Source organism: Humibacter ginsengisoli (assembly GCF_054780095.1).
This window is the reverse complement of record NZ_BAAGWZ010000011.1, coordinates 206,243-233,175: the sequence shown is the minus strand read 5'-3', so window position 1 is coordinate 233,175 and position 26,933 is coordinate 206,243. Positions and strand designations below refer to the sequence as shown.

At 63.0% G+C, this 26,933-nt stretch carries 22 protein-coding genes; 10 read left to right on the top strand and 12 right to left on the bottom strand.

Features of this window, described 5'->3' with window-relative positions:
• Window positions 1-157: 157 nt before the first annotated feature.
• The 8 genes from ACYVI5_RS15330 to ACYVI5_RS15295 form a co-directional block, all read right to left on the bottom strand.
• Window positions 158-2,254 carry an AIPR family protein gene (locus ACYVI5_RS15330; RefSeq protein WP_460580973.1) on the bottom strand — a complete coding sequence of 699 codons (2,097 nt, stop codon included), beginning with the start codon at window positions 2,252-2,254 and terminating at the stop codon, window positions 158-160.
• Window positions 2,251-3,231, bottom strand: a complete 981-nt coding sequence (locus ACYVI5_RS15325) for a PD-(D/E)XK motif protein (protein ID WP_460580972.1) — start codon at window positions 3,229-3,231, stop codon at window positions 2,251-2,253. The genes ACYVI5_RS15330 and ACYVI5_RS15325 overlap by 4 nt, the downstream gene beginning before the upstream one ends.
• Window positions 3,231-6,044, bottom strand: a complete 2,814-nt coding sequence (locus tag ACYVI5_RS15320; protein WP_460580971.1) for a Z1 domain-containing protein — start codon at window positions 6,042-6,044, stop codon at window positions 3,231-3,233. Before ACYVI5_RS15320 ends, ACYVI5_RS15325 begins: the two co-directional genes overlap by 1 nt.
• Window positions 6,028-7,488 (bottom strand): ATP-binding protein, encoded by a 1,461-nt coding sequence (locus ACYVI5_RS15315; RefSeq protein WP_460580970.1) that lies wholly within the window; start codon window positions 7,486-7,488, stop codon window positions 6,028-6,030. The genes ACYVI5_RS15320 and ACYVI5_RS15315 overlap by 17 nt, the downstream gene beginning before the upstream one ends.
• Window positions 7,489-7,543: 55 nt before the next feature.
• The gene (locus ACYVI5_RS15310) at window positions 7,544-8,713 is read right to left on the bottom strand and encodes a DNA cytosine methyltransferase (RefSeq protein WP_460580969.1); all 1,170 of its coding nucleotides are present in this window, start codon (window positions 8,711-8,713) and stop codon (window positions 7,544-7,546) included.
• 476 nt (window positions 8,714-9,189) lie between these two features.
• Window positions 9,190-9,576, bottom strand: coding sequence for a hypothetical protein (locus tag ACYVI5_RS15305; RefSeq protein ID WP_460580968.1), 387 nt, complete (start codon window positions 9,574-9,576; stop codon window positions 9,190-9,192).
• Window positions 9,573-9,722, bottom strand: coding sequence for a hypothetical protein (locus ACYVI5_RS15300; RefSeq protein WP_460580967.1), 150 nt, complete (start codon window positions 9,720-9,722; stop codon window positions 9,573-9,575). Before ACYVI5_RS15300 ends, ACYVI5_RS15305 begins: the two co-directional genes overlap by 4 nt.
• A gap of 101 nt (window positions 9,723-9,823) precedes the next feature.
• Window positions 9,824-10,597, bottom strand: a complete 774-nt coding sequence (locus tag ACYVI5_RS15295) for a hypothetical protein (RefSeq protein WP_460580966.1) — start codon at window positions 10,595-10,597, stop codon at window positions 9,824-9,826.
• 261 nt (window positions 10,598-10,858) lie between these two features.
• On the opposite strand from ACYVI5_RS15295, the gene ACYVI5_RS15290 reads away from it, so the two are divergent.
• Window positions 10,859-11,788, top strand: a complete 930-nt coding sequence (locus tag ACYVI5_RS15290; RefSeq protein ID WP_460580965.1) for a diacylglycerol/lipid kinase family protein — start codon at window positions 10,859-10,861, stop codon at window positions 11,786-11,788.
• 5 nt (window positions 11,789-11,793) lie between these two features.
• Here ACYVI5_RS15290 and ACYVI5_RS15285 read toward each other — a convergent pair whose 3' ends face one another.
• Window positions 11,794-13,164, bottom strand: coding sequence for a glucosidase family protein (locus ACYVI5_RS15285; protein ID WP_460580964.1), 1,371 nt, complete (start codon window positions 13,162-13,164; stop codon window positions 11,794-11,796).
• 254 nt (window positions 13,165-13,418) lie between these two features.
• Here ACYVI5_RS15285 and ACYVI5_RS15280 point away from each other — a divergent pair, with 254 nt between their 5' ends.
• The 6 genes from ACYVI5_RS15280 to ACYVI5_RS15255 are packed head-to-tail and all read left to right on the top strand — an operon-like array spanning window position 13,419 to window position 21,287.
• Window positions 13,419-16,514, top strand: coding sequence for an alpha-mannosidase (locus tag ACYVI5_RS15280; protein ID WP_460580963.1), 3,096 nt, complete (start codon window positions 13,419-13,421; stop codon window positions 16,512-16,514).
• Window positions 16,511-17,488: a carbohydrate ABC transporter permease gene (locus ACYVI5_RS15275; protein WP_460536140.1), complete on the top strand. Its 978-nt coding sequence runs from the start codon at window positions 16,511-16,513 to the stop codon at window positions 17,486-17,488. Before ACYVI5_RS15280 ends, ACYVI5_RS15275 begins: the two co-directional genes overlap by 4 nt.
• Window positions 17,485-18,363, top strand: a complete 879-nt coding sequence (locus tag ACYVI5_RS15270; RefSeq protein WP_460536141.1) for a carbohydrate ABC transporter permease — start codon at window positions 17,485-17,487, stop codon at window positions 18,361-18,363. The genes ACYVI5_RS15275 and ACYVI5_RS15270 overlap by 4 nt, the downstream gene beginning before the upstream one ends.
• 49 nt (window positions 18,364-18,412) lie before the next feature.
• Window positions 18,413-19,720, top strand: coding sequence for an ABC transporter substrate-binding protein (locus tag ACYVI5_RS15265; RefSeq protein ID WP_460580962.1), 1,308 nt, complete (start codon window positions 18,413-18,415; stop codon window positions 19,718-19,720).
• Window positions 19,717-20,664, top strand: a complete 948-nt coding sequence (locus tag ACYVI5_RS15260) for a glycoside hydrolase family 130 protein (RefSeq protein ID WP_460580961.1) — start codon at window positions 19,717-19,719, stop codon at window positions 20,662-20,664. Before ACYVI5_RS15265 ends, ACYVI5_RS15260 begins: the two co-directional genes overlap by 4 nt.
• Window positions 20,661-21,287, top strand: coding sequence for an SGNH/GDSL hydrolase family protein (locus ACYVI5_RS15255; protein ID WP_460580960.1), 627 nt, complete (start codon window positions 20,661-20,663; stop codon window positions 21,285-21,287). Before ACYVI5_RS15260 ends, ACYVI5_RS15255 begins: the two co-directional genes overlap by 4 nt.
• Window positions 21,288-21,318: 31 nt before the next feature.
• On the opposite strand, the gene ACYVI5_RS15250 is transcribed toward ACYVI5_RS15255, so the two are convergent.
• The 3 genes from ACYVI5_RS15250 to ACYVI5_RS15240 all read right to left on the bottom strand — a co-directional run bounded on the left by ACYVI5_RS15250 (window position 21,319) and on the right by ACYVI5_RS15240 (window position 23,237).
• Entirely contained in the window at window positions 21,319-22,347 is a 1,029-nt protein-coding gene (locus ACYVI5_RS15250) for a LacI family DNA-binding transcriptional regulator (RefSeq protein WP_460580959.1), read from the bottom strand.
• A gap of 77 nt (window positions 22,348-22,424) precedes the next feature.
• The gene (locus ACYVI5_RS15245; protein WP_460580958.1) at window positions 22,425-22,772 is read right to left on the bottom strand and encodes a phage tail sheath protein; all 348 of its coding nucleotides are present in this window, start codon (window positions 22,770-22,772) and stop codon (window positions 22,425-22,427) included.
• Between the two features lie 69 nt (window positions 22,773-22,841).
• Window positions 22,842-23,237, bottom strand: coding sequence for a ChaB family protein (locus ACYVI5_RS15240; protein ID WP_460580957.1), 396 nt, complete (start codon window positions 23,235-23,237; stop codon window positions 22,842-22,844).
• A 125-nt stretch (window positions 23,238-23,362) separates the two neighbouring features.
• Between ACYVI5_RS15240 and ACYVI5_RS15235 the strand changes: the two genes are divergently transcribed.
• From ACYVI5_RS15235 to ACYVI5_RS15225, 3 genes are read left to right on the top strand one after another with little or no spacing between them, the layout of a single operon-like run.
• Window positions 23,363-25,129, top strand: coding sequence for an acyl-CoA dehydrogenase (locus ACYVI5_RS15235; RefSeq protein ID WP_460580956.1), 1,767 nt, complete (start codon window positions 23,363-23,365; stop codon window positions 25,127-25,129).
• The gene (locus ACYVI5_RS15230; protein ID WP_460580955.1) at window positions 25,126-25,902 is read left to right on the top strand and encodes an electron transfer flavoprotein subunit beta/FixA family protein; all 777 of its coding nucleotides are present in this window, start codon (window positions 25,126-25,128) and stop codon (window positions 25,900-25,902) included. Before ACYVI5_RS15235 ends, ACYVI5_RS15230 begins: the two co-directional genes overlap by 4 nt.
• Window positions 25,903-25,913: 11 nt before the next feature.
• Entirely contained in the window at window positions 25,914-26,882 is a 969-nt protein-coding gene (locus ACYVI5_RS15225) for an electron transfer flavoprotein subunit alpha/FixB family protein (protein ID WP_460580954.1), read from the top strand.
• Window positions 26,883-26,933: the final 51 nt, after the last annotated feature.

Here is a 26,933-nt window from a genome sequence, read left to right as displayed (position 1 = left end):
GCCACTATCGACGGTCCGGTCGGGGCGTCCGCGAAACAGCAACGCAAATTCAGCGCAGAGCCGCATGCATAGTGCCCAACGCGAAGGCAGAATGTGCTTTAGATGAGTCACCGGCGGTTTCCTCGGCGCGAACGCTCCATGCCGCCTCGCTCATCATCTAGTACGAATCTCGGCGGAGAATGCCGTTGTCGGCCATCCTGTCAAGGACCCGGAGCAGGACAGCTGCTTGACGATCAGACGGTACCTTGCCGCGTCTGAGGCCGAACAATTGCACCAGGTCCCTTTCTGTCGGCGACATCGGAACCTGTCCAGAAGAGCGGTACACCGCCTCCCACACGCCAGACTTGACCGCAAGGACCCGCTGAACGACTTCGTAACCGGTGTCCATCGCGCGCTGCTTCCGGTCGTCTGCATTCCGGACTTGAGCCTCACCAGCAGAGATTAGATCCTCCTCGATCGTGTCCGCGAGATGTATACGGTCTCTCTTGAATCCCTCCCAACATGCCTGTTGCTTCGCCCACTGAGTCACGTTAGCCTGCGGCCGATTCGGGTCAGTGAGATAGCGTTGCGCTTCGCGCGCAACCCCTATGAGCGCTGTAAGCGACGGCTCACTAATCGCCTGACGCATCCAGACCTTGCCGAAGTCGTATCGAGCGCCATCGAATTGCAATCCAATCTGGAATGCGAAACGAGCTATTGCGTAGGCCACGATATTTGCCAAATAGCCCGGCGTCGCCTTGTACCAGTCCTCTCGAAGCACTGCCGATCTAAGCGTGTCGTACATGATAGCTTTGCCGATGCTAGTGCGAAAGTATCCATCGCCATACGCATCCGCCCCTTTGCCATCATCTTTGGTCCACTGTGCATCGACCTTCGTTGCATAATCCGCAAATACGGATTGAGCACCCTTACTGACAAGATCGGGATGCTGATTCCAGCAATAATCGTACTTGGCCCAATCCGTCTTAGTAATCCGCTGCGACTTCGGATACTCCAACTCGAACTTCGCTTGCTCGCTAGCCGATCGATGTGCATTACGGTCGTTCTCCCATTGACCGCGTGCTCGCTCGTAGAACCAGCCGGTTTGGTATTGTTGTCCCTCTTTGGCCGGCGCCCTTAGTCGTCGGCTGATCTGCTCAAGTCGTATGTGAAACTCGTGAGTCGAGAACAAGTCGGCCGCACTAATCCTGTTCTGGCTGTTTGCAAATTTGGCAACTGCTTGAACTACGGATGCGGAGTCAGACTCGCTAACGGTCACGAGCTTCATTTGGATGGAGACGTTGTCGACGTTTCTATTCTTGTTATTTCGGAGGAAGTAGGCGATTGACGCGGTCGTCTGTCCGCCGTTCACAATCTGCCAGCGGTCAAGGCTTCGGATCGTAGTGCCATCCGAGGATCGGCCGAGCTCAACCTCGGTGGCCGTTGTGGTCAGGCCGTTGTTGTACGCAAGAAACCGCTCTGGTTCGTGAGTGAGCGTGTTCTGGATCCCACGGTTGACCTGACCTCTGGCGCTGAGAAAAGTTCGCACATTCGATTCGAGGAGCAAGCTTCCATATTCATCGAATACGTCCGCCAATACGCGGGCGGGGACAACCGCGAGATACGTCCGAGTTGTTTCGTCGGTGCCCGACGCAACCAAGCAGGGAAGGCCATCGGGCATCCAGTTTGTAAAATCAACACGGATGTCTTCGCTACCGCGATCGGGCACTGCGGCGTCTAATAACCGTCTTTGATCCCAAACTTCGTACGTCGTACGCAAGCCGGCGACGGTATCGCTCTCGATCGTCTTGATTCGACCGCTCATCAAACCGTCAGTGATGAGGATGACCCTAATCTTGGCTATTCGGCCGTCAGCTATCTGTTTGGAAAAGTAGTCCGCATATTCCCACTCACGCGACGACACTTCCAAGTTGCTGGTTAGCCAACCCTCTACGGCAGCTTGAAGGAATCCAGTCGCGCGTCCGATGGCGTCCTTAGCATCGGTCATCGTAAGGGTTGTTTCGTCGCCGAAATATCGTCCAGCAAGTATCACGAGGGATTGTTCAATCGGATTCTCGGCATATCCCAGCAACTCGAGACGTTTACCACGTGGTCCGTTGCATCGGAGAGCTTCAACGTTCAGATCGGCAATAGCTTCCGCGTCTTCCAGCCGTCGCGCGTATACCGCGGCGAATGCTTCGAGCTCGAAAGCGCCGTCGCCAGCCGCAGCTTCGACCCGGATCTCGTTTCTGAGGTCGTCAGCTTCGTCACTCATGATTTGATCTCATTCAGAAGGTGGTTGAATGGCGCAGCAAACGGGAGGAGCCTGGAGAGTTCCAGCGAGTAGTGCACGTCGATGATTCCGGCGGGCGCTTGAGAAATGTCCAGATGGGGAAAGTCATCCCTGATCGTATATCGTCGCCAATTTCCGGGAATAAATCGGTACTTGTCGTACCACTCATCAGAGAGGTCAAGTCCGAGGGCTTCAAGAGCTGCAGTCCACTTCTCGGCGGGCGACGTGCCTGCCGTGGCAATTGCGTCGGCCGTCTGCCGCATGTACTGCCGAAACTGAATTGCGTTGCTCGACTCGTCCGTGGCCTCTTCGATTGGCAGGACTACGAGATCAAGAGGTTGTTCAGTGGGCACGAGCTGCGTCGGTGAAGAAACACGGATCGTCTGTGGCGGTTGTCGAGTCGACTTGACTTCAATTCCACGTCCGTTGGCGAACGTGAAGTCGTGTACACCCAGTCCGGCTTTGGCCCATGGCCCGCGCCACGCGGATACAGCTGACTCAACGTCTACGCCTATGCTGAGAAGCGCGTTGAGAAAGATGAGTTCCGCGAAGGTGCCTCGCACTAGCGATTCGGGAAGACGTCCTCGGCGCTGACCAACGAAGCGCCGGAACTCGTCAATGGATCGGATCAATTGCTCAGAGCCCTCATCCGCAGTCGCGCTCTGCGCTACGCGTTCGAGGATGTATTCGACCAGCTTCAGAAAGAGTGGCGGAAGGCCTCGGTCGGCCGCTGTTATCTGGACGTAGTCATCTTTTCCGCTTCTGGTCGTCCTGACCGAGAATCCATGGCCGTCACTGAGGACCTGTGATGGAGAGAGGGAGGCCCGCACGAATAGGGCTGCTCGTCCTCCGTCATTGACTGCAGCAAACATGAAGGGAGCCTGGCGGATTACCACCATCCGACCGCTCGGACTGCCGAGGACCTGTTCGTAGGATGACTTTAGGGGCACGTCGGCCATCAGGCCTCGTCCTCGTCGTCGACTTCATCGTCGCCTTCGTCATCGACGAATCCGTTATAAGCACGCCAGTAGACCTGGTTCACTTGATATGTATGGGCGCCCCGTGTCGCGTTTTCGATCTGATCCTGGGTCATCCTTGGGAAGGCAACGGCGACAGCGATCCGTGTGAGACCCGCCTCCACCTTCTCGAGATCCGAGTCGTCCGGGTCCTTCGGGTCATCCGCTGTCACGACGTAAATCATCAGGATCGGATGTGTGATCCATGCGAGAGTTCGCGCTTGAGAGGACATCGGCTTTCCCGATGCGGCGACAAGAGGCTCGGCCTCCATCGAATCTCGCTCGGACCGAATCAGCGCACCCGCCAAATCGGTCGCCGTGGAGACTCGCCGACGATCGAGCCGGATATGCCGGTCGTTGCGGCTGCGTCCCATCTTGTTTCGCCGGCTCATTGTGACGAAAGAGTCCGGACTAAAGCTGTGCGAAGAGCCACTACCGCTGACTAGAACCACGTCCCAATGGTCGCTTCCCGGTGCCAACCTGGAGGCCTCCATGATCGGCGCAGTTCCATCACGGCCACGCGCGAAGAGCAACTGGTTCCCGGGGTCGCCTTGAAACGCTCGGAAAAAGTCGAGTACTGAATCGAGAGGCACGTCGCGCCACGCACGAAAGCCACCACTTGTCTCAATGGCGTTCACGCTACCGAGCTGAGCGACGAGAGTTTCGACCGCCAACTGATTCGAATCGTCAACCTCCTCATCAGCTGTGAGGTCATAAGACTCGGCGAGGCGATTCTGCCAAACCACAGGCCCGACTTCTACGAATTCCGTGTTACGGCCCTTGTTAGCCGCCACGATGTCTACGCTGTCGGGATGGATCCGCACCCTTAGCCCGAAGTCCTTGGGCGTAAGTCCACGGCCCTTCATGTCGAGTAGCGCTTCTCGCAGTTCCTCCGTGACCTCGGCCGAATGCTCAAAATCTGCGCGAGTAGTCTCGGGCATCCAGATACGGACGAGATCATCGAAATGAGGACGATAACCGAACCAACGGCCCATCTGCATGAGAGTGTCCATCGTGCGGGGTTCTCTCACAAAGTAGCTCACCTGAAGACCGTTGAGGGTGAGACCGCGCGATAGGACGTCACCGCCGACAACGATCTTCGGAACGAGGTCATCGGCGTCTCGTTCGGCGACCGTCATCAACTTGCGACGCTTCGCTCGCTCCTTTGCTGTATCACCATTGATAAGGTCCACGCGGAATTCTGAAGCGATCTCGACAAGTGTGTTGGACACTTGAGCCCAAGACACATCGTGCACATTTGCGAACCGGTTTTCCCAGACGCTATAGATGGAGAGAGCTCCGGCACTTCGTGAAGTAGTAGTTCGAGCAAATTCGGCGAGAATTGTGGCGACCGTGCTTCGCAGGAAGACCTCAAGTAGCTCAGCAACCTCACGTTCGACGCTCTTGAACCGTGAAACGTTGACCAGCATCGCCGCTGGCCTTACTCTGTCGTCTCGCAAACGACGTACGGCAGTCCCCAGGAGGAATTCGGTGACCGCGGTCTCCAACGAACCGGGGAGTGCGCTCACAGGATGATGGTTTTTGTGCTTGATCGGGATAATCGCTAGGCAGTCGTCGACTGAGGTGTCGATCGCTGCGTGTCCACCCTCAGGAAAATATGCGCCGATCCCAAGATAGGTGCTGGGAGGGAACATCACTCTTATGTAGTCACTTGGAAAGAGGTCGGGCAGGACAGTTCCTGCGCGATCTGGAACAGTCTCACCCCGTATTGGTTTCTCGACGAACTCGAAGGCCGCCTGGTCATCGATGAAAATGTTGGCAAACGGTGTAGCAGTAATCGCGAGATATGAACTGCGGGTCGATACATCCAACAAAGCGCGAATCGCTTTGTTGACACTCGTCGGGTCCGTTGTGTCCCGTGTGTTAGGACTTCCCCAATCTGACTCATCATCCACAACGATGAGAGGTATATTCAGGCGCCCGCCCGGAGCTTGGCTCTTGATGTACGCTCGGATATTCTCGAGGAGCGATGGTGTCTTCTTAGTAATAAAGACGGTCGGAAGTCCGCCTTCGACCCAAGTTATGCTGGAACCGCGTTTGGCCTTGGAGAAGTCGTGGCGAACTGTCGTCATTAGATGAGCGCGAAGGTCCGACATTTCACCAACCCCCACATATCTTATGGCAGCATTGCTGATGCCATCCTCCCAAGTTTCGGAGTCGATACCGAGAAGATCTGTGTCGAACCGTGTTTGCGTCTGCTGTCGTAGATCCTCCGTATGGCCTCCAATGACAATGATCACGCGATAGCCGTAGTCGATTGCCTTGTTCAAGATTCCAAGATACGTGGCAGTCTTTCCAGACTGGACTTCGCCCATCAATAGGCCACGTCGCGGCCAGGCACCGTCAGCCTGCATCGGGTCCCCGAGCAGTTCGACCACGTCATCAGTCTGAATGTCGAGTGTGCTAATGACGTTTGCTTCCCAGTCGCGGCTGAGGAGCAACTTCTTGTAGGCGTCCCAGCGCGGAGTCTGCGTCTCGCCCCGACGTTGCGCGATCCACGGCCTGAACGTGGCTTCGTCGACGATTGAGTCCCCTAAGGGCATCTCGACGCTGTGCTCCTGTGTGAGTTCCTGGAGAACGTCGCCGATCTCTGTAGCGCTGAGGTCCGGGAAGAGTGCTGCGGCAACGCTGGCGGCCTTTGACTCCAGGTCGTCAAATGTCAATACCCCACTCACGTCAAAGAACTGGCGCTTGACCCAGCCTTTGAGAGCGGACTGTCTATCGTTCAGGGCCATCAGCGTCCTTCCAGACGAGGTCAACGAGAGATCCCAAATCGGAGAATGTATCGAAGGGCTCAACATCGGCGAGCTGTCGCGTAGCTATATCAGGGTCGGCATCGAATATGCCCATGTGATGTATGTCCCTCAATCGCGCGAGTAGCGCTGAACGGTCCGGACGATTGGCCATCGCGGGAACACTGGCTGCTGCTTCGACGTAGGAATCCATCAGCGGGAAGGTGCTTGCGATCGTCTGCAGTAGGCCGACAACGCGCTCCGCATCCTCCGTATCGAGGCGAGAGAGCACTGATTCAACGACTGGGCTCTCGAGATTCACTTCGTAACCGAAACCGTCGCGGGTCTTGAGCTTCGTCCAGACGTGAGCAACTGCCGTGCTCTCACGCCGCCCTCGAAACGCGTGAACTCGATGCCCCTTGGAGAGGATCGGATCGATGAGCTGACGAAGGCGCAACTTGAAGGACTGTGGTGGCTCAGCGCGAGACTTCTTTATGTCGAGCTGCCAAAGCGCGTCAAGCGAAGCGGGGACGTCCACTTGGATTCTTGTCTGTTTCGACAACTCGGTCATGCGAGCGAGACCGTACCAATGACCGTGTGAGATGAGCCGGCGATTTCGGTAGACGTAGAAACCTTGGGCTTCACGCATGTCCTCACCCAAATCGGGGCGCAGCCGTTCTGAATTGGATAGACCTGACGGGTGCGGCAGCGTAAACGCCTCTACGCGTACCTCAGTCCCACCAATTCGCAAAAGCTCTGGTGCAGATCGTTGGGTCTTTGGGTTCTCTGAAAGAAATGGATCAAGGGGACGAAGATGAATTCCATTGACGGTGATTGCCAGCCGGTGACTTCTATCCGCAAGGAACCGATGAAAAACTAACGCAAGGCTGGTACGTGCGACGGTCAGTTGCGTGGCGAGAAATGCTCCCGGCTCGGGCGCGTCACCTAATAAGAGATCGAGTTCTTGCCAAACTACAAGCGTTCCAGTCGCTTGAGCATCCAGCTTGTCCCAAAGCGGCACGCTCTGCATGTCTTCCGTCGTGAGGACAAGTAGAGACCACGTATTGGAAGCTTCGACGAAGTCGATGTCCCAGCGCAAGCCAGTAGCTACCCCGGCCTGCTTCGTGACGACGGTAAGTCGGCGTGACTGTGATAGTGAGGCCGTTTTCAATCCGAGCCCGAATCGTCCCAGATCAGACTCTTCACGGTCGTCCACGGAACCAGCGAATCTTAGCGCTTCGCGGGCTTCGCGAGGTGACATTCCACGGCCGTCGTCTAGTAGCGCCAGGTAGTCGCCATCTATAACGTCTGCGTCGATGACCACATGACTTGCACCCGCGCTAATACTGTTGTCTACCAGGTCAGCAATCGCGGCCTCGAATGAGTAACCAACTGAACGCATCGACTCGAGCAGATGAACGCTCGGCTGGATAAGCTCAGACTCCATTGGATCCCCTTGACCTAACCCCTTAACTCACCGCGACGAGGACGGGCGACGTGAGCTACGCTGTCGTCCTTCGCTTTGAAGTTAGGACTTTCGAGACCTCGATGTTCGGCTCAATCGAAGAATAGGGGACACCAGAGAACGATTTGAAAAGCGCAGTGAAAATGGCCTCAGCGCCTTTGACCGGGACGGCCATTCCTACTTGCTTGCGCACGCTTTCCTTGACTCCTATGAACGCGAAATCGTCTGGGAATGTTTGGAGGCGTGCCCTTTCGCGATTGGTCAATGCACGATCGAGCACCCAATGGTAGACATATGACCCGCCGCCGCCGGCCCCAGTGACGGTGTAAGAGGGCTTGTCCGGCTCGAGCCGTTTGTATGTCGTGCTGATCGTGGTTCGAGTTTTGATTTGGAGTCGTTTGGGCATAACTTCAAGAGCCCGCGGAGAGAACGCGTGCTCGCCTGCTTTCAGGTAACTTAAGCGCTCCACAACTTGCGGCGATAGTCGCGCGAACTCATGGTTCGGTGCATGGATATCGATCCGCGGAACGGTGAGTGCAGCTTTTGCACTCACGTCGACATCTTTATAGATCTCAGGAGAGGGGACCCGAAACTCGACGTCGAGATCCTCCCGTATGCCCACAATGACAATCCGTTCCCGTCGTTGTGGGACACCGTATTCATCGAACGAATAGAGGTGAGGGACGATGCGATATCGAGGGCCATCATCCGGGGTCTGCAGATGTTCGAGGATTTGCCTAAATGCCTTGCCTTCGTTCGCTCCCCGAAGCCCGGAAACATTTTCGGCAACGAACCACTTGGGTCTCTTAGAGGCTAGGACCTTAACGCCATATGTATATAGCGGACCATATTCGCCATGGAGGCCTTTCCATTCGCCCACGAGACTATAGTCATTGCAGGGGAAGCCGAAAGCGAAGCCATCGATATCGCCAAGACCGTCAATCACGAGATCGTGCACGTTCTGGTGAACGATCCCGCCGCCAGCGCTCGGAAGGTCAGCCGACGATTCGACCAACTTCGCATCGTCACCGTATTCGGGTATGAGGATGTTGCTCAGATAGGTCTTGCAGGTATCTAGATCGTAGTCATTCGCCCATGCGTGCTTTAGAGAAATGCCCTCGATGGCCTGCGCCGCCAGCCGAGCTCCGAGCGCCATCCCGCCAGGTCCACTGAACAGCTCGCCCATGCGGAATGTTTGGCTGTTCATACAGGGCTTCCTGGTTCTCGGTAGTCTGAATCGGAGTGCGACGCGACCGTGGCGACCAGGGTGGCCGCGCGATAGCGACTTTCTGGCGGCGACGAGTCCTTCTCTTTTCGGCGTCGCGGTCTCAACGTATCGGTGTCGACCGACATTCAATCAGCTGGACGTTCGGCTGGGGCGATGCGACGCCGAGTTTCCGTCCGCTTGTTGTCCCCAGTCCGTGGTGCAGAGGATTGGGACTCGGGCGTTGTGGATGGCCGAGCGCACGCAAGGTGATCCGGTTGATGGCGCGCGGTCGGTGCCTGAGTGCCGGTGAACGTAGCGGCTTCTGGTGAGTGCCCCGGTTAGGTCGTGAGAACTTTCTTTACTCATTCAAGCCGCCGGGCTGCGCCCGGCGGAGCCTACCTGCGGTGCGTGCGGTCCTCGCTTCGCTGCGGTCCGCGCGCTCCTCGGTGAGCAGCACCGGACAGTCGGGCGGGAATCTACGCCTGTTCGAACGACCGAGCTGCACTGAAGACCACGGCAGCATCAGCGGTTGGGTCTTCACTGTCACGTAGCAGCTTGGCCGGTGACTGATCGTCCAGATCTGTGTTCATGCCCATGAACCATGACTGCACGGTGGCGGATCCCTCGCACTGCTGGAGGTAGTCGGCAGCCCGTAGAGCTGCGCGGAGACGTTGTTGGTTCGCGTCTGAAGGACCGGTGGTGCCACCGCCAACCCAGCCGAGTACCGATCGCGTCGGGACTCCTGCGATGTACGCCACCAGCTTGGTGCCGAGGATCACACGGAGCCGCTCTGTGACCTCGGCCGCCGGCATATGGGAGAGCTCGGCGTCTGTAATGGTCCCGATCTGGTCATGCGAAGTCATGTAAAGGCGGGTTCCATCGCGTTGATTACCTGGCGGAGATCGTTCAGGCTTGTTGGCGACCAGAGTTGACTTGCTCTAAGCGCTTCCTGTAGCTCCGCATCGTCAGGGACGTGTCCATTGATACGCCAGACGTCGATGAAGTCCATGGCGAGAGCGTAGAGGGGATCGTCCTGAGGGTTGCGAAGAAAGACGAGATTCTTCGGCGAGCTGTCCATCATCGTTGCCTCTCTATTCGCGGTTTCCGAGCTCAGTAGTTTCCGAGCTCAGTAATTGGATTAGGCAGGACGCGCGGATGATTTCGGTCCAGCGATGAGGACCAGTAGCGAAGCGACCCGTCGGCGGCGAGTTCTGCGACGATAGGGGAGAGCTCCGGCGGGACGAGGGAATCGTCCCAATGCTCGGTCTGACCATTGAAGTAGGTGAACGGATCTGCGTGCCTGCGAGCCTGCTCGGTCAACTCGAGAACGCGTCCCTCTACGAGGACGGCAGCCCACTTGTTTGGAACCTCGGTCGTCTCAACCAGGCTTGCGCGGCCCTTGGCGGTTTGTTCGCGGGTCCTGCGGTCCGTACGCGAGTTCGTGATGCCGACCTTGTATATGGGCTCGTTGTTCTTGTGGAGCACGTAGACCGTGTGCGGTTCCCACCACCCGAGCTTTACGTGCTCTGCCCAGAGGGAGGAGTCCTCACTGAGTTGCTCACGAGCCCAACCAATCGTGCGCTTGCGTTGATCATCAGCACGCGCGTGGTCGAGCACGGGCGAGTACCGCTCTGGCTTGAACGTGACGCGGGACTCGGCGACATCGAGTGAAGCTGCACGATCAGCCAACAACCAAGACCGAGCCCATGTGTTCCGGGGCGCCGAATACCACCAAGTAGGGTCCGACCACGCCCGCGATGGAAGTTGGAAGCCGACCATGTCTTCGATCTCTGAGAGTGGGATGGACAACTCGCCCTGCGAACAAGACAGCAGCCAGTCGTTAAGCGCTCGATAGCGCTCGCTCCCTCTCGCCAGGTTCGACATGATGGCTCCTTCCTGACAGCAACCCTGACAGCAACCTCCGACGATCCGGGGGCGTGTGTCTCGAACTGGGTGAACATTCGTCCAGGCGCCGTGTAGCCTGTGGACCACGACGGACGCATCGCGCCTTTCTACGGATCAGAAGGTTGGGGGTTCGAATCCCTCATGGCGCACACTGTGTTGAGACAGTAGAAGCCCCCGGAATCACGCAGAAGTCGAGCGTGAGCCGGGGGTTTCGTTTTGCCCGATGGAGGGAACGCTACGATGAGTGCCGAGCACGTGGGTATCGTCTGGAATCCGTCGAAGACCAGCAGAGAAGACCTGGAGGCCGCGGTCCCGCGTGAGTCGAAGGTCTCGTGGTTCGAGACCAGCGAAAAGGACCCTGGACGCGCAGCCACGGCGGAGGCGCTCGACGCCGGAGCCGAGCTCGTGCTCGCCGCGGGTGGCGACGGCACGGTCCGGGCGGTCGCCGAACACCTTGCCGAGACGAACGCGGACGTCGAGCTCGGCATCATTCCGCTGGGCACCGGCAATCTTCTCGCCCGCAACCTCGGCGTGCCCCTGAACGATCTGCCGGCTGCGTTCGCTCGTGCGCTCGAGGGGAGCGCGAAGCCGATCGACATCGGATGGGCCGAAGTCACCATGGAGGGTGGCCCCGAACGGTATGCGTTCGCGGTCATGGCCGGCTTCGGGATCGACGCGCACATGATCACCGAGACGAACGACGATCTCAAAGACAAGGCCGGCTGGGTGGCCTACGTCGAGTCCCTAGGACGCGCTCTTTCCGCGAGCGAGGTGATCGGCATCCGGATGGAATTCGACGGGACCGAGGTGACGGAGGAGCAGGCGCACACGGTGATCGTCGGCAACTGCGGCACCCTGCAAGGCGGCCTGAATCTGCTCCCCGACGCCGACCCGGCCGACGGCGAGCTCGACCTCCTGATCCTGAACGCGGAGGGGATCGCGGGCTGGGCCGACACGCTGCGCAACTTCGCATGGCACAACGGACTGAAGCGGCTCATGACGCCCGGCGACGACGCCGCCGAGAGCAGCGACAGCACCACACATCGACGCGTCACTTCGCTCACGATCGAGCTCGATGAGCCACGCGTGTTCGAGGTCGACGGTGACGACCTCGGGGAGACCACTCGGATCGCGATCAGCATCCAGCCCGACGCCGTCCGCATCCGGTAGCGCACTCACTCCGAAACCGTCACCCTCACGGTGTGGTGGCCCGTGATGTCACCTGGAACATGCACGTCTGAGCGCGTCACATCGCGTCCATCAACCCAGACTGAGAAGCGCTCGCCCGGCTCGACGGTGACGTCGAGCCTCGCATCGCGATACGGCAGGTCGAGTGCGGTCACGATTTCGCCCGCCGGCCGCGACGGCCTGAAGCCGAGCCCCGCTGCCTGTGGCCTCATGCCGAACAGCCCGAAGTGCACAAGGCGGAGAAAGGATGTCGCAGACCACGTCTGATCCGGCTCGCTGTTCCAGAGCCGGCCGCACTGCCAGCCACCGCTCGGATTCCCGGTGAGCGCGTCGTACACCTCGTCGAATCGGCCGCCGCTGTTGCTGACCAACACCCGGAAATCCTCGAGTACACGGGTGGCGCCGCCCGCGTCGCCTGTCACCGAGGAGGCGAGGCCCACGAGTCCCATGACCATGGGCCAGCACATGGCGTTGTGGCGTCCGGGCCGCTCATCCGAATACCTGTCGGCGAAGTGAGGGGCGACATTCACCGCCCCAGCCGAACCCCGCCCCACTGAACCGAGCACCGCGGGCGCCGCACCCGGCGGTGCGACGCCGAACATGGTCGCGAGAGCGAGACCCGCGGCCTCCCTGTTCCGGTCAAGGGTGCCCGCGAGATCACCGGAACCGTGCACGAAGTATCCGAAGGTATCGCCGTCTGCGAGATGGCGGCGGATGGCGTCGGTGAGGTGATCCGCCCGGTCGGCGAAGTCGCAGGCATCCTCGCCCAATGCTCGGGCCATGTCGTCGAGACAGCGGTACGCCGCCACGTAGAGCACGTTCGTCGACAGGGCCATGATCTCGTGGGCTTCGGGATAGTCGAGCACGAAGGAGCTCGGCTCATCGCTCGTCGCGGGCGGTGTCGGAAGGCCTGAGATGCCGTCCTGCATGAGCGCCGGCCCCGCGTAGAGACCCCATCGTGACCGGAAGCGGTCGCGGTGAAGGATCTCAACGGTGGCGCGTCCCACGTTCCATGCCGTCCTGAGAAAGCCGACGTCTCCGGTCGTAGCGGCGAGATCCCAGGCGGCCAGTACCCATACGATCTGATCCCACCACTGGTCATCCTGAGCGACGGCCACTCTGCCGTCGGGAAGTCTGTCGCACACGCGCAGGAGCGTCGCTCGCGCGATGTCAGGCCTGAGGATGCTCGCCGCGCCCCAGCTGTTGAGCGCCGCGTCGCGGGTCCACGGATCTGCATAACCGCCGCCGGCTCGGATGAAGGTGCCGATGGCGTCCTGTACGACGTTGCGATCCAGTGTCTCGACCGCGCTGTCGTAGAGCGGCCCGAGCCACGGCCGGGTCGTCGAAGCGACTTCCATGTGACAATGATGTCAACGTTGACAATTGGATGTCAACGCTGTCACACTCATTGCCGTGGCCGGAGTCCCGGCTCACGAGTCCACTCGATGAGGAGCTCTCACAACGATGAGGTTGCGACGCAGTACATGAACACCTTCGAGGAGTCGCTCTCCCACCAGGTCGACTTTCAGAGCGCACCTACTAAGACCCCGGCACGGCTTTCCAGATGCTCGTGCACGTCGACTTCACCCTGCAGAGAAAGCGCCACCGAACCATGCACAGCAGTCCCCAGCGCGTGATCGACCGCGCTCGCCGCGTACTCCGCGAACGCGTCCGCCCCGCGACCGAAGCGGCCGTGGTGCCGCTCGACGTCACCGTGCGTGGGCTTCCGGGTGAGCCGGAGCCCTTCGTCAGCGCAATTGCGCCGGCCGAGGCGTTCCGGCCGGCAGCGATCGGTGACCCCTGGGGGCCGGCATGGACGACGAGCTGGTTCCACCTGACCGGGACGGTGCCGGGCGGGTGGGCGGATGCCATGACGCGCGCGGAGCGGACGCGCGAGCGTCTCGCGTCCACGGCGCCGACCCTCGTGGCGATGATCGACATCGGGTTCGAGCCGGACTCGGGTCCCGGATTCCAATGCGAGGGCCTCGTGCACAGCCGCGACGGCGCGATCGTCAAGGGCATCCACCCGCGATCGCAGTGGGCGCCGCTGCGCCTCGACGATCCCAGCGTCGACCTGTGGGTGGAGGCCGCGGCCAACCCCGACATCGCCGCGGCCCAGTTCCGGCCGACGCACCTCGGCGACGGGCTGGCAGCCGACGGTCCTCCGCTCTATCGGCTGGCCAGGGCCGACATCGTTCTGCTCGACCCCGAGGTGCAGGCACTCGAGGTCGATCTCGACGTCTTGCTCGGTTGGGCGGAGGAGCTGCCCGCCGAGCGCCCGCGCCGTGTGCGCCTGCTGGCTGCGCTCGACCGGGCATGCGATGCCCTCGATCTGGACGACGTCACTGGTACCGCGAGCGCAGCGCGCGCGGTCCTGGCGCCGGAACTGAAGCGAGGGGCAGACAGCAGTGCCCACCGGCTTGCCGCGATCGGGCACGCACACATCGATTCGGCTTGGTTGTGGCCGACGCGGGAAACGATCCGCAAATGCACTCGCACCTTCTCGAACGTGCTCGATCTGATGGACCGGTATCCGGAGTTCCGGTTCGCGTGCTCTCAGGCGCAGCAGTATGCGTGGATCGAGCAGACGCATCCGGAGCTGTTCGCCAGGATCAAGGATGCCGTCGCTCGCGGGCAGTGGATCCCGGCCGGTGGCATGTGGGTCGAGTCGGACACGAACCTCCCGGGCGGGGAAGCACTCGTGCGCCAGATGCTGCACGGCAAGCGCTACTTCGCGGACCGGTTCGGATTCGAGCCGGAGGAGGTCTGGCTGCCGGACTCGTTCGGCTACACGGCTGCTCTCCCGCAGATCGCGGCGCTCGCAGGCTACCGATGGTTTCTCACCCAGAAGCTGTCATGGGGAAACCCGACGAACAAGTTCCCGCATCACACGTTCCGCTGGCAGGGGATCGACGGCACGACGCTGTTCAGTCACATGCCGCCGGTAGACAGCTATCTGTCGGAACTGACCCCCAGCGAGCTGCAGCACGCCACATCCAACTTCCGCGACCACGGGGGAGCGACGATGTCGATCGTGCCGTTCGGGCACGGCGACGGCGGAGGCGGACCGACCGTCATCATGATGGAGCGGGCGCGGCGTCAGGCAGACCTGGAAGGGTCGCCGCGCATCCAGCACGCCACACCTGAGTCGTTCTTTCGCGCGGCCGAGGCCGAGTACGCCGACGCCCCGGTGTGGGTGGGCGAGCTGTACCTCGAAGGCCATCGCGGCACGTACACCTCGCAGGCAGCGACGAAGCAGGGCAACCGCCGCAGCGAGCACCTGCTGCGCGAAGCCGAACTCTGGAGCGCCACCGCCACAGCCCGGCTGGGTGTCCCGTACCCGTACGACGAACTCGACCGCTTGTGGAAGACGGTGCTGCTCCAGCAGTTCCACGACATCCTGCCGGGCTCCTCGATCGGATGGGTTCACAGGCAGGCGGCGGAGAATTACGCGGCGGTTCGCACCGAGCTCGAGGCGCTCATCGAACACGCACTCGAGGCGCTGGCAGGGCACGGCACGAGCGTCGTCGCGTTCAACGCCGCCTCCGTTCCGGCTCTCGGCGTGCCCGCTCTCAGCGCCGCCACCCCCGGCCAGGACCCTGACCTGCCGGCGGTCGCGGTGCGACAGGAAGAGGGACTCACGATCCTCGACGGCGGCGCCCTGCGCATCACGATCGACCAGACAGGGGCGATGCCCAGCGTCATCGACGTGCGACGGGCGCGGGAACTGGTGCCGGAAGGCGGCCGGATCGGCGAACTGGTGCTGCACCAGGACCTGCCCAACGCGTTCGATGCCTGGGACGTCGACGAGCACTACCTCGGAACGGCGCAGGTGCTGGAGGAGGTCGACGACCTGCGGGTGGACCGGAACGAGGACGGCTCGGCCACGGTCGTCGTGCATCGTCGCTTCGGGCGGTCCTCCGCCATCCAGCGCACGACGCTGCGACCGGGGCAACGCGAGATCGACTTCGAGATCGAGGTCGACTGGCACGAGGCGGAGCGATTCCTCAAGGTCGCCTTCCCGCTCGACGTGCGAACGGACACATCCACCTCCGAGATCCAGTTCGGCCACGTGCAGCGCCCCACGCACGGGAACACCACCTGGGACGCCGCGAAGTTCGAGATCTCCGCGCACCGATGGGTGCACGTCGGTGAACCCGGATTCGGCGTCGCGATCGCCAACGACTCGACGTATGGGCACGACGTGCGCAGGCGCGAGCCGGCGGGCGGCGGTCTGCCGGGCACAAACGTCCGTCTTTCGCTGCTGAGGGCTCCGCGGTATCCGGATCCGGAGGCCGATCAGGGTGTGCACCGGTTCGCCTACCGACTGGTGAGCGATGCGACCATCGCAGACGCCGTCGCTGCCGGGCATCGGCTGAACCTGCCGCTACGCGAGCGCATCGGAGCGGGCCCCGTGGATCCGATCATCCGGGTCGATGGCGCGGGTGTCGTCGTGGAGAGCGTCAAGCTCGCCGAGGACCGGTCCGGCGACCTCGTCGTACGCCTGTACGAGGCACTCGGTGCCCGCACGAGCGGCACCGTCAGCTGGGACATCGACTCTGCGGGCGCGTCGGTGGCCGACCTGCTCGAGCGCACGCTCGAGCACCTTCCCCACGAGGGAGGCACCGCATCGCTGCAGTTCCGTCCCTTTCAGATCATCACGCTCCGGATCCACCGGAACGACCGGCTCGAGGAGGAGAACGGATGACACGGGCCACCATCGAAAGCATGCCGGCGCCGCCCGCGCGGACGCTGGCGAGAGGGCGGGTGAGGTCGCCCGGCCTGTCGGCGAAGAAGCGACGGGATGCCCTCGCCGGCTACCTCTTCATCTCGCCGGCCATCATCGGGCTCGTCCTGTTCGTCGGCTACCCCATGGTGACGTCGCTGTATCACTCCTTCACCGAGTGGAACGGGCTCACGCCTGCCAAGTGGATCGGTTTCGACAACTACGTCGAGATGTTCACGACCGACCCCAAGTTCTGGCCTTCCATCGAGGTGACACTGCTCTGGGTCGTCATCTCGGTGCCGGCCACGATCGCCGCCGGGCTGGCTCTTGCAGTGCTCGTCAATCGTTCGCTTCGCGGCGTGAAGCTCTTCCGCACGATCTTCTACCTGCCGGTCGTGCTTCCCGCGGTCGCGGTGCTCACCCTGTGGAAGTACATCTACGACCCGACGTACGGGCTCGCGAACCAGGTTCTGCGCGCGCTCCATCTGCCGACGAGCATGTGGCTGGGCGACTCCCATGTCGCACTTGCGTCCGTGCTCATCGTGGGCGTGTGGGGCGTGGGCGGCACGATGATCATCTTCCTCGCCGGGCTCCAGGCGGTACCCGTCGAGCTGACGGAGGCCGGGAAGGTCGACGGCGCGGGGGCGGTCCGCCGGTTCGTCCAGATCACCCTTCCGATGATCGGACCCATCCTGTTGCTCCAACTCGTGCTGCAGCTCAACGGCGCGTTCCAGACATTCACGCAGGTGGCCATCCTCACCAAGGGCGGGCCGGGAACGTCGACCGACCTGCTGATGTACAAGATCTATTCGGACGGGTTCGCGAACTTCATCGCGTCCCCGAACCTCGGGTACGCCACGGCAGAGGTATGGGTCCTCTTCCTGATCGTGATGATCGTCACGTTCGGGATGCTGCGGCTCACTCGCGGGCGCTTCTCCGCCGGAGGTGAGGCATGACATCCGTCGCAGCCCGCAACGTTCGTTCGTCCTTCTCACAGCGGGTGCCGATCGTGGTCTCACGCATCGCGTGGTACCTGCTGTGCTCGTTGCTCGCCGTCTCGATGCTGCTGCCGCTCGTGTGGATGCTCAGCATCGCGCTGAAGTCGAACGGCGACATCAACCAGCTGCCGCCCACCTTCTTTCCCAAGGAGTTCCAGTGGTCGAACTTCGTGACCGGGCCGAACATGATCGACTTCTACCGGCTGCTCCTCAACACCGTGATCGTCACCGTGCTGTCGACCGTCGGTGCCGTCATCAGTTCGATGGTGGTCGGCTACGGGATCTCGCGGATCGAGTTCCCCGGTCGCAAGCTCTGGTTCGCGCTCATCTCCGGCAGCCTCTTCGTGCCGGGCATCGTCGGCCTCATCCCCCTGCAACATCTCTACATCTCGCTCGGGCTGATCGACACCTGGGTTCCGCTCATCCTTCCCGCGTTCTTCGGCAGCCCGGTCTTCGTGTTCCTGGCCAGGCAGTACTACCAGTCCATCCCGCGCTACCTGGACGAGTCCGCGCTGCTCGACGGTGCAGGGCACTGGACCATCTTCACGAAGATCATGCTGCCGATCACCAAACCGGTGTCGATCACCATCGCGATCATGTCGTTCCAGTTCGCGTGGAACGACTACCTCAACCCGCTGGTGTACCTGCAGACGGGATCCAAGTTCACTCTCTCGCTCGGCATGGCCTCGTTCCTCGGAGACACCGCCGGATCTCAATACAACTACTACATGGCGACCAACCTGCTGTTCATGTTGCCGCCGCTCATCCTGTTCTTCCTCGCCCAGCGCTACTTCATGGAGGGCATCGGATCCCTGGGGACCATCTCGAAATGAACCGGCGTCACCCCCAACCCACCACCACATCCACTCGAAGGAGAGTCACATGCATCGCTCATGCATGACCGCCGCGTTCGCGGCAGTCGCACTGACCGGCCTCGCACTGGCCGGCTGCAGTTCCTCATCGAACGGCTCAGGATCGTCCGGCGCAAAGGTCTCGTACATGACCTGGGAGACGACGACAACCAATGCGGCGCTCGACGCCACGATGAAGAAGTTCGAGAAGTCTTCGGGCATCACCATCGAGCGCGACCCCGCACCGAACTCCGACTACGCGCAGAAGCTCGCGAGCCTCATCCTCTCCAAGAAGGCGCCCGACTTCTTCTGGTGCACCACGGCGGAGGCGCAGAACCTCGCATCGGAGGGCCTGCTCTACGACTGGTCGTCGAAGCTCGACTCCGGCGACGGCCTCAAGAGCAGCGGGTTCGCGCCCGGCTCGCTCGCGATGTGGAAGACCACCGACGGCAAGCTCGCCGGCGTCCCCACCCTGGCCAACACGTACGGCTTCTTCTACAACGCCGACACCTTCAAGGCGGCCGGCCTGGACGCCCCGAAGATCGGATGGACGTGGGATGACCTGTACTCCGACATCGCCAAGCTGAAGGAGAAGAACCCGTCGAGCACGCCGCTGGTCAACCAATGGCCGCTGCTGGACAGCATCCAGGGTGCCTCGGCGTACTCCGTTGCGAACGGTGGCAAGCCATTCGTCGACAGCTTCGTGCACGCCACCCGGGTGCAAGCGGACTCCACCTTCAAGGCGGGCACGCAGAAGTTCGTGGATGCGATCAAGGCGGGACAGATGACGAACCCCGACTATGACGCGACCAACGCGATGGCGGCGTTCTCCAACGGCAGCATCCCGCTCATGTTCGGCGGCCAGTGGCTGCAGAACTTCATCAGCCCCAACAAGCCGAAGTTCAACTGGGGTTTCGCGCCCTGGCCGGTCGGCTCGAAGGCGAACGTGCAGCCGATCGAAGCGAACGGCGTGTGCTCACCCGCCACGCTCAAGAACCCGGATGCCGTCTGGAAGACGATCTCGTACATGGACACGACCGGATTCAACGATGCGATGAAGAAGGAGCCGGTGGCGCCCATCGCATACACCGCAGGGAGCAAGGGGTATTACGCGGCTCTCGCGGCCAACGGCGATGCCGCGTCGGCGAGCATCGCGGCCACCGCGAAGTACGAGCTCGGCGCCAAGCAGAAGTTCATCACGCAGTTCCTCGATGCCTGGTCGACGAAGGCCGGCGACATCGGGACGACGTCGTGGAACCCGATGCTGGAGGGCAAGACGAGCCTCGATGCGGGAATCGCCTCAACCGTCTCCGGCATCAAGGGGCTCATCAAGAAATGACCGCAGCACCGCCGATCGACTTTCCGTTCGGCCCGTTCTCCCCGGCCGAGCACAATCCTGTGCTCCGGCCGGGGAGGCACGCATGGGAGTCGAGCAACGTCTACAACCCTGCCGCGATCGTCGTCGACGACCGCATCGCGCTTCTCTACCGAGCGCACGCCGACGACATCGTGTCGTCCCTGGGCCTGGCGTTCAGTGACGACGGATTCTCCTTCGACACCGAGCCGGAACCGGTGATGGTGCCAGAGCACGACTGGGAGCGATACGGATGCGAGGACCCCAGGCTGGTGTTCATCGACGGTACGTATTACTGCACCTACACGGGATGGGACAGGCACACGGCCCGGCTATGCCTCGCGACGTCCTCCGACCTGCGCAACTGGGAGAAGCACGGTCCCATCGTTCCAGGGATCAACACGTTCTCGGGCGTCCGCGAGACGCCGGGTGAGGAGTGGAGCAAGGGAGGGGTCATCCTTCCCCAGCAGATCGACGGTCGCTGGCTCATGTGGTTCGGCGAGGGCAATGTGCACGTCGCGTACTCGACCGATCTGCTGCACTGGGAGGCGAACCCGGAGCCTGTGCTCAGGCCGGAGCCCGGCACATTCATGGGCGACCTGGTGGAGACCGGACCTCAGCCCGTCATCACCCGAACCGGCCATGTGCTGCTCATGCACAACAGCGCCATCGTGCATGCCGTCGACGACGTGCGGTACGCATGCGGACAGATTCTCATCGACCCGCACCGTCCCGACCGCGTCGTCGCGAAGCTCACCGAGCCCTGGCTCGAGCCGTCGTCGCCTGAGGAGCGGCATGGGCTCGTCGACGATGTCACCTTCGTCGAGGGGCTCGTGTTCCACCGCGGTACGTGGTTCGCCTATTACGGACAGAGCGACACGACAATCGGCGTCGCCACCTTCACCCCTCACGACAAGGAAGCCGCATGACGATCACCCTCAACCCCGGCAGCACCGTGATGTTCACGGGAGACTCGATCACCGACTGCCAGCACCTCGAGATCGAGCAGCCGCTCGGATGGGGTTACCCGCTGCGGGTCGCGGGCGAGTGGGGCCTGCGGCATCCGGAGCGTGCGATTCGATGGCTGAATTCGGGCATCGCCGGGAACAAGGTCATGGACCTCGAGGGGCGGTGGCAGCAGGATGTGCTGGATGCGGAACCCGACGTCGTCTCTGTACTGGTCGGCATCAACGATGTCGGCTGGCATACCTACGCGCCCGACGGCTATGTGATCCCGGTCGAGGACTACGCGGCCGGCTACGACCGCCTGCTCGCACCGCTCGCGGAGCGCGGCGTGCAACTGATCCTCATCGAGCCGTTCCTGCTCCCGCTGGATGCGGCGCAGAGAGCGCAGCGGGACGATCTCGATCCGAAGATCCAAGCGGTGCGGGACCTCGCCAGGCGATACGGGGCGCACCTGCTCGCGGCGGATGGGATGTTCGCCGAGCTCGCGGCGACCACGGGGCCGGAGTACTGGGCTGCGGACGGCGTTCATCCCACTCCGGCGGGGCACGCGGCACTGGCCGCAGCATGGCTTCGACTCGTCGCCTGAAGCGGGGTATTTCCCGGTTCTCGGGTGCCGGTCAGCTGGGTTTGCGCACGACGAGCTTGGCCGGCACCACAGCCCGCTGCACCGGCCTAGCCCTGTCTTGCAGCCGATCGAAGAGGAGCTGCGCTCCGACGCGGCCCACCTCGTAGGGGTCGCTGTCGATGACGCTCACCCCGAACTTCGGTGCGAGCGGGAAGTCGTCGAAGCTCAGAACGTCGACGAGTCTCCGATCGTATCCATCGCTGAGCAGCAGCCCCGTGCAGAGCCGGTTGTTGTCAGTGAAAACGGCAGTGGGTGCATCCGGCATCGCCAGCAGCGATTCGGCGGCTACCCGGGCCTCGCCCTCGGTGACGAGGCCGTCGCGCACGATCGACATGTCGAGCGGGATGCCTGCAGCTTCGAGCCCTGACCGGTAGCCCTGCCACCGTTCGAGGGCCCCGCTACCGGAGAGTGGATGCCCGAGGTAGCCGATGCGACGATGGCCTCGCGCCACCAGCATGGCGATTCCATCTCGCGTGGTCTGCTCGTTGGTGGTGGTGACGGAATCGAGCAGACCGTCGAGCCCGGGCGGCGGCGAATCGACGAACACGATGGCGGCGCCGTAAGACGCCTCATCCACCAGGTAGCCGAGGTCCGCGCTGATCGGGGCGACGATGAGACCGGCGACCCGGTGCGCGAAGAACTGGCGGATCACCCGGTGCTCGAGTTCCTCATCGTTCTGCGCGTCACCGGAGAGCACGAGGTGGTGGTGCTGTGCCGCGACCGAGTAGATGCCCCGGAGCATCGGTGCGAAGAAGGGGTTGGTGAAATCGCCGAGGGTGACGCCGACCGTGGTCATCGACTGGTCTTTGCGCCGTAGCCCGGCCGCGATGTCGTTGAGCTGAAAGCCCAGCCGTTCCGCTTCCGCCAGGACGCGAGCGCGGGTTTCATCCCGCACCGGCCCGTCGCCGCGGATTGCGCGTGAGGCGGTCTTGATGCTCACCCCAGTGGCCTCGGCGATGTCTTGCAGGCGCGGCCGGCGTCGTGGGCCGCTCTTGCTCGCGGACGGCTCCCGGGTAGTCATGCTCCGATGTTAGTGCCAACGATGACATCGACCCCGGAGCAATGCCTCGGTGTCCGTGGCGGCGCGGTCGAAGGTCGCTAGCAGCGGGCGACCGCGATCGGGCTGTGCGCCTCGATGACGCGCAGCCCGCGATTCACGAAGCCGCCGATGCGTGCCGTCACCTTGCGCTCGAAGCGTTCGACGGCCTCGTGCAGCCGAACACGGTGATCCGGGCCATCCGGCACGGCGACGATGAGGTTCACCCTCGCATCGACCGCCGCGTCCGCCTCGACGTCGAGGATCACCCAGCAGTCTCCGGCGCTTTCCCGTAGGACGGCCGCCTGAGCCGATTCCACAGCCGTCTTGAGTTCGTCATCCGACGGACTCCGATAGAGCGAACGGAACGCGTTCGGATCGTATGAAACACTGCAACTCACAACAGGCACCCGAATACCCCTTTGGTCTCTCTCTGAGAGACGCGCGGAAGCGGCATTCATGACGCCGGTAGAGGTTTCTCAGGACCGGCTCTTCGCCGTCGCCCGATCGTTGGCCTTCTCGATCGCCTTGACGAGGTCATCCTTGTTCATCGAGCTGCGGCCCCGGATGTCCAGCCGGCGCGCCACGTCGAGCAGATGCTCCTTCGAGGCGTTCGCATCCACGCCGCCGGCCGTCTTGCGGCGCGTGTTCCTGCCGCCCTCGGCCTGCTTGTCGGAGGGTCCGCGCTCTGCCTTGCGCTCCCAATGATCGCCTACCTTCTCGTACTCGTTCTTCAGCGCGGCGAATGCGGTGCGATGCGACCGTTGTCCCTCGCCATACTCCTTGACGGCCGAATCGTGGGTCTTCGCCCACAGGCTCTGGGCGTGCTTGTCCGATCGACGGATCGTCGAGGGCATGTCCTCTCGCCCTGGCATACGAATCTCCTTCCGACGCACCGTTTGGATACAAGCGACAAGTCCACTCCGAGCCGAGCCGGAATCACAGGGCCTTGACACGCATCCCCTTCTCACATCCAGTTAACGTCCATTAACGTGGAGGCATGGCTGAGTATCGTCCACCTCTCACTGATCTTCGGTTCGCCCTGGAACACGTTGTCGGGTATCCGGAGATCTCCGCTCTGCCGGGCTACGAGCATGCCGATCTCGACACGGTCGTCGAGTTGCTCGAGAGCTACGGCGAATTCGTCACGAAGGTGATCGCGCCCACGAACCGCATCGGCGATACCGAAGGCGTGCAATACCACCCCGACGGCTCTGTCACGGTGCCGCAGGCGTTCAAGGATGCCTACCGCACCTACGTCGAGACCGGCTGGGGGAGCGTGCCCATGCCGCAGGAGTTCGGCGGCGAGGGCTTCCCGCGCACGGTGGGCCTGGCGATGCAGGAGATGATCACCTCGGCGAACATGTCGTTCGCGCTCGGACCCTTGCTCACGCAGGGTGCGATCGAGGCGCTCACCGCGGTGGGCACCGAGGAGTTGCAGCGGCGGTTCCTGCCGAAGATGGTCACCGGCGAGTGGGCCGGAACCATGAACCTGACGGAGCCGCAGGCCGGGTCGGATGTCGGTGCCCTGACCACGCGCGCCGTGCCTCGCGAAGACGGCACCTACGCGATCACCGGGCAGAAGATCTTCATCAGCTTCGGCGAGCACGACCTCACGGATCAGATCGTGCACCTCGTGCTGGCCCGCACCCCGGATGCGCCGGAGGGCACGCGTGGGATCTCCTGCTTCGTGGTGCCCAAGTTCCTGGTGAACGACGACGGCACGCTCGGCGACCGCAACGGAGTACGCGCGCTGTCCGTTGAGCACAAGATGGGCATCCACGGCTCGCCGACCTGTGTCATGTCGTACGAGGGTGCCACCGGATACCTGCTCGGCGAGGAGAACCGGGGCATGAGCATCATGTTCATCATGATGAACACGGCCCGCACCTCGGTCGGCCTCGAGGGCGTCTCGTTGGCGGAGCGCGCGTACCAGGACGCGCTGGCGTACGCGAAGCAGCGCATCCAGGGCCGCGCGCCCGGCTCGTCCGAGCCGTCGCCGATCATCGACTTCCCCGACGTGCGTCGCATGCTGCTCACGCAGCAGGCCTCGATCGCGGCGCTGCGGCGGCTCATCCTGCTGCACGGCGTGCAGGTCGACCTCTCCACGCACCACCCCGACGCTGCGGTTCGCGAGCGCGCGAGCGAGGTCGTCGCCCTGCTCACCCCGATCTGCAAGTCCTTCGGGTCGGATCAGGGCATCGAGCTCACCTCGCTGGCACTGCAGGTGCACGGCGGGTCGGGCTACATCGAGGAGACCGGCGTCGCCCAGCACTACCGGGACGCCCGCATCGCCGCGATCTACGAGGGAACGAACGGCATCCAGGCCGCCGATCTCGTCGGCCGCAAGCTGCCCGTGCGAGACGGTGCATCGGCGCTGGAGTTCATCGAGCAGCTGCAGGCTCTCGACTCCGATCTCGCGGGCGCCGGCGAGGACTTCGCCGCGATCCGTACCCAGCTGGAGACCCAGCTGGGTACGCTCAAGCGAACGACGCAGTGGATGCTTCGCACGGGCGTTTCCGACCCCCGTGCCGTGCTCGCCGGATCGAGCCCGTACCTGCGCATGTGGGGGCTGTGCGTCTGCGCGTGGCTGCTGGCGAAGTCTGCACTGGCTGCGGCATCCGTCGGCGACGAGTCCGCGGCCGAGCAGCTCGTGCTCGCTCGTTTCTACGCGCAGCAGATCCTGCCGCAGGTGTCGGGACTGGAGAGCGCCGCGGTCGCGGGCGCCGACGACCTGTACGCCCTCGACGCGGTGCCGGTGCGATGAAGATCGTCGTTCTGGTCAAGGAGGTCCCCGACACCTACGGGGACCGCAGACTCGACCTCGAAACCGGCATCGTCGACCGTGCAGCAAGCGACGCCGTTCTCGACGAGATCGGGGAGCGCTCACTGGAGGTTGCGCTTTCGTATGCTGACGGGCATCCGGACACCGAGATCGTGCTCCTGTCAATGGGGCCGGAATCGGCGCAGGCGAGCATCCGTCGTGGGCTGGCCATGGGCGCGTCCTCCGCGGTGCAGGTCGTCGACGAGGCATTGCTCGGTGCAGACCTTGGTCTCACCTCCGAGGTGCTCGCCGCAGCGCTGCAGCACACCGGCTTCGACCTCGTGATCGCGGGCAACGAGTCCACCGACGGGTCGGGTGGCGTCATCCCCGCGATGCTCGCCGAGCGCCTCGGCGTTCCGCAGCTGACCGCTTTGGCATCCGTGGAGATCACGGATGCCTCGGTGTCGGGTCGTCGCGTGCTGGACGACGGCGTCGCCACGGTGTCGGCATCCCTGCCGGCCGTGATCTCGATCACGGAGTCGCTCCCGGATGCCCGCATGGCCAACATCAAGGGCATCATGGCGGCCAAGAAGAAGCCGTACGAGGTGCTCTCGCTGGCCGACCTCGGCGTCGTCGCCGAGCGGGAGGATGCGCCGCGCTCGATCATGATCGCTGTGAGTGAGCGGCCACCACGCGGGGCGGGCGTGAAGATCGTCGACGAGGGGGATGCCGGCGAACAGCTCGCCGAGTTCCTCGTGCAGAACCGGCTGGCGTGAGGGAGGCGACGATGCCCGATTTCGGAAGCAACCCCATCCTGACCCTGCTCGAGGTGCGCGCCGACGGACAGCTTGCGAAGAGCGCCGCCGGGATGCTCGGTGCCGCGGCGCAGATCGGCTCGCCGGTCGCGCTTCTGGTCTCTGATGCGGAGGGTGTCGCCGAGCAGGCGGCGTCGCTCGGTGCGCAGCAGGTGCTGCTGGCCGAGCCGGGTGCCGAGCTCACCGTTCCCGTGGTCGACGCGCTCGCCGCGGCGTTCGAGCTCGTGCAGCCCGATGCCGTTCTCGTGTCCAACTCCGTGGACGGGCGGGATGTGGGCGGCCGATTCTCCGCTCGGGCCGGGCTGCCGATCGCGGTCGACGCGGTCGGCCTCTCGCGCGACGAGGAGGGCGTGGTCGTGCACCACTCGGTGTTCGGCGGCGCGTTCAACGTCGATTCTGCGGCAACGTTCGGCCCACTCGTGGTCACTCTCCGTGAGGGCGCCGTGGATGCCCGTGCCGAGGCGGCCCCGGCGCAGTCGCAGCAGCTGACGGTGACGCCGTCGGGAGCGCGCGCGGCCACGATCGAGTCGTTCGAGGCCGAGGTGGCGGCATCCTCACGTCCGGAACTGCGCGGCGCGGCGAAGGTGGTCTCCGGTGGCCGGGGACTCGGATCGGCAGAGAAGTTCGAACTCGTCGAGCAGCTGGCCGACGTGCTCGGGGCCGCGGTCGGGGCATCCAGAGCCGCCGTCGACGCCGGATACGTGCCGCACTCGTACCAGGTCGGGCAGACCGGCGTCTCGGTGAGCCCGCAGCTCTACGTGGCGCTCGGCATCTCCGGTGCGATCCAGCACAAGGCGGGCATGCAGACGGCGAAGACCATCGTCGCCATCAACAAGGATGCCGACGCTCCGATCTTCGAGATCGCCGACTTCGGCGTCGTGGGCGACCTGTTCACGGTCGTTCCGCAGCTGATCGCCGCGCTCGAAGCGCGGAAGGCGTAGCCGGTGCCGGCCGGGCGGCGAGGCCTGCCTCGAACGCGCGGTGGCGAGGCC

What these genes read in the sequence shown, in the direction of transcription:
- ACYVI5_RS15330 (WP_460580973.1), bottom strand. Translation starts at nt 2,254, where the DNA reads ATGAGTGACGAAGCTGACGACCTCAGAAACGAGATCCGGGTCGAAGCT.
- ACYVI5_RS15325 (WP_460580972.1), bottom strand. Translation starts at nt 3,231, where the DNA reads ATGGCCGACGTGCCCCTAAAGTCATCCTACGAACAGGTCCTCGGCAGT.
- ACYVI5_RS15320 (WP_460580971.1), bottom strand. Translation starts at nt 6,044, where the DNA reads ATGGCCCTGAACGATAGACAGTCCGCTCTCAAAGGCTGGGTCAAGCGC.
- ACYVI5_RS15315 (WP_460580970.1), bottom strand. Translation starts at nt 7,488, where the DNA reads ATGGAGTCTGAGCTTATCCAGCCGAGCGTTCATCTGCTCGAGTCGATG.
- ACYVI5_RS15310 (WP_460580969.1), bottom strand. Translation starts at nt 8,713, where the DNA reads ATGAACAGCCAAACATTCCGCATGGGCGAGCTGTTCAGTGGACCTGGC.
- ACYVI5_RS15305 (WP_460580968.1), bottom strand. Translation starts at nt 9,576, where the DNA reads ATGACTTCGCATGACCAGATCGGGACCATTACAGACGCCGAGCTCTCC.
- ACYVI5_RS15300 (WP_460580967.1), bottom strand. Translation starts at nt 9,722, where the DNA reads ATGGACTTCATCGACGTCTGGCGTATCAATGGACACGTCCCTGACGAT.
- ACYVI5_RS15295 (WP_460580966.1), bottom strand. Translation starts at nt 10,597, where the DNA reads ATGTCGAACCTGGCGAGAGGGAGCGAGCGCTATCGAGCGCTTAACGAC.
- ACYVI5_RS15290 (WP_460580965.1), top strand. Translation starts at nt 10,859, where the DNA reads ATGAGTGCCGAGCACGTGGGTATCGTCTGGAATCCGTCGAAGACCAGC.
- ACYVI5_RS15285 (WP_460580964.1), bottom strand. Translation starts at nt 13,164, where the DNA reads ATGGAAGTCGCTTCGACGACCCGGCCGTGGCTCGGGCCGCTCTACGAC.
- ACYVI5_RS15280 (WP_460580963.1), top strand. Translation starts at nt 13,419, where the DNA reads ATGCACAGCAGTCCCCAGCGCGTGATCGACCGCGCTCGCCGCGTACTC.
- ACYVI5_RS15275 (WP_460536140.1), top strand. Translation starts at nt 16,511, where the DNA reads ATGACACGGGCCACCATCGAAAGCATGCCGGCGCCGCCCGCGCGGACG.
- ACYVI5_RS15270 (WP_460536141.1), top strand. Translation starts at nt 17,485, where the DNA reads ATGACATCCGTCGCAGCCCGCAACGTTCGTTCGTCCTTCTCACAGCGG.
- ACYVI5_RS15265 (WP_460580962.1), top strand. Translation starts at nt 18,413, where the DNA reads ATGCATCGCTCATGCATGACCGCCGCGTTCGCGGCAGTCGCACTGACC.
- ACYVI5_RS15260 (WP_460580961.1), top strand. Translation starts at nt 19,717, where the DNA reads ATGACCGCAGCACCGCCGATCGACTTTCCGTTCGGCCCGTTCTCCCCG.
- ACYVI5_RS15255 (WP_460580960.1), top strand. Translation starts at nt 20,661, where the DNA reads ATGACGATCACCCTCAACCCCGGCAGCACCGTGATGTTCACGGGAGAC.
- ACYVI5_RS15250 (WP_460580959.1), bottom strand. Translation starts at nt 22,347, where the DNA reads ATGACTACCCGGGAGCCGTCCGCGAGCAAGAGCGGCCCACGACGCCGG.
- ACYVI5_RS15240 (WP_460580957.1), bottom strand. Translation starts at nt 23,237, where the DNA reads ATGCCAGGGCGAGAGGACATGCCCTCGACGATCCGTCGATCGGACAAG.
- ACYVI5_RS15235 (WP_460580956.1), top strand. Translation starts at nt 23,363, where the DNA reads ATGGCTGAGTATCGTCCACCTCTCACTGATCTTCGGTTCGCCCTGGAA.
- ACYVI5_RS15230 (WP_460580955.1), top strand. Translation starts at nt 25,126, where the DNA reads ATGAAGATCGTCGTTCTGGTCAAGGAGGTCCCCGACACCTACGGGGAC.
- ACYVI5_RS15225 (WP_460580954.1), top strand. Translation starts at nt 25,914, where the DNA reads ATGCCCGATTTCGGAAGCAACCCCATCCTGACCCTGCTCGAGGTGCGC.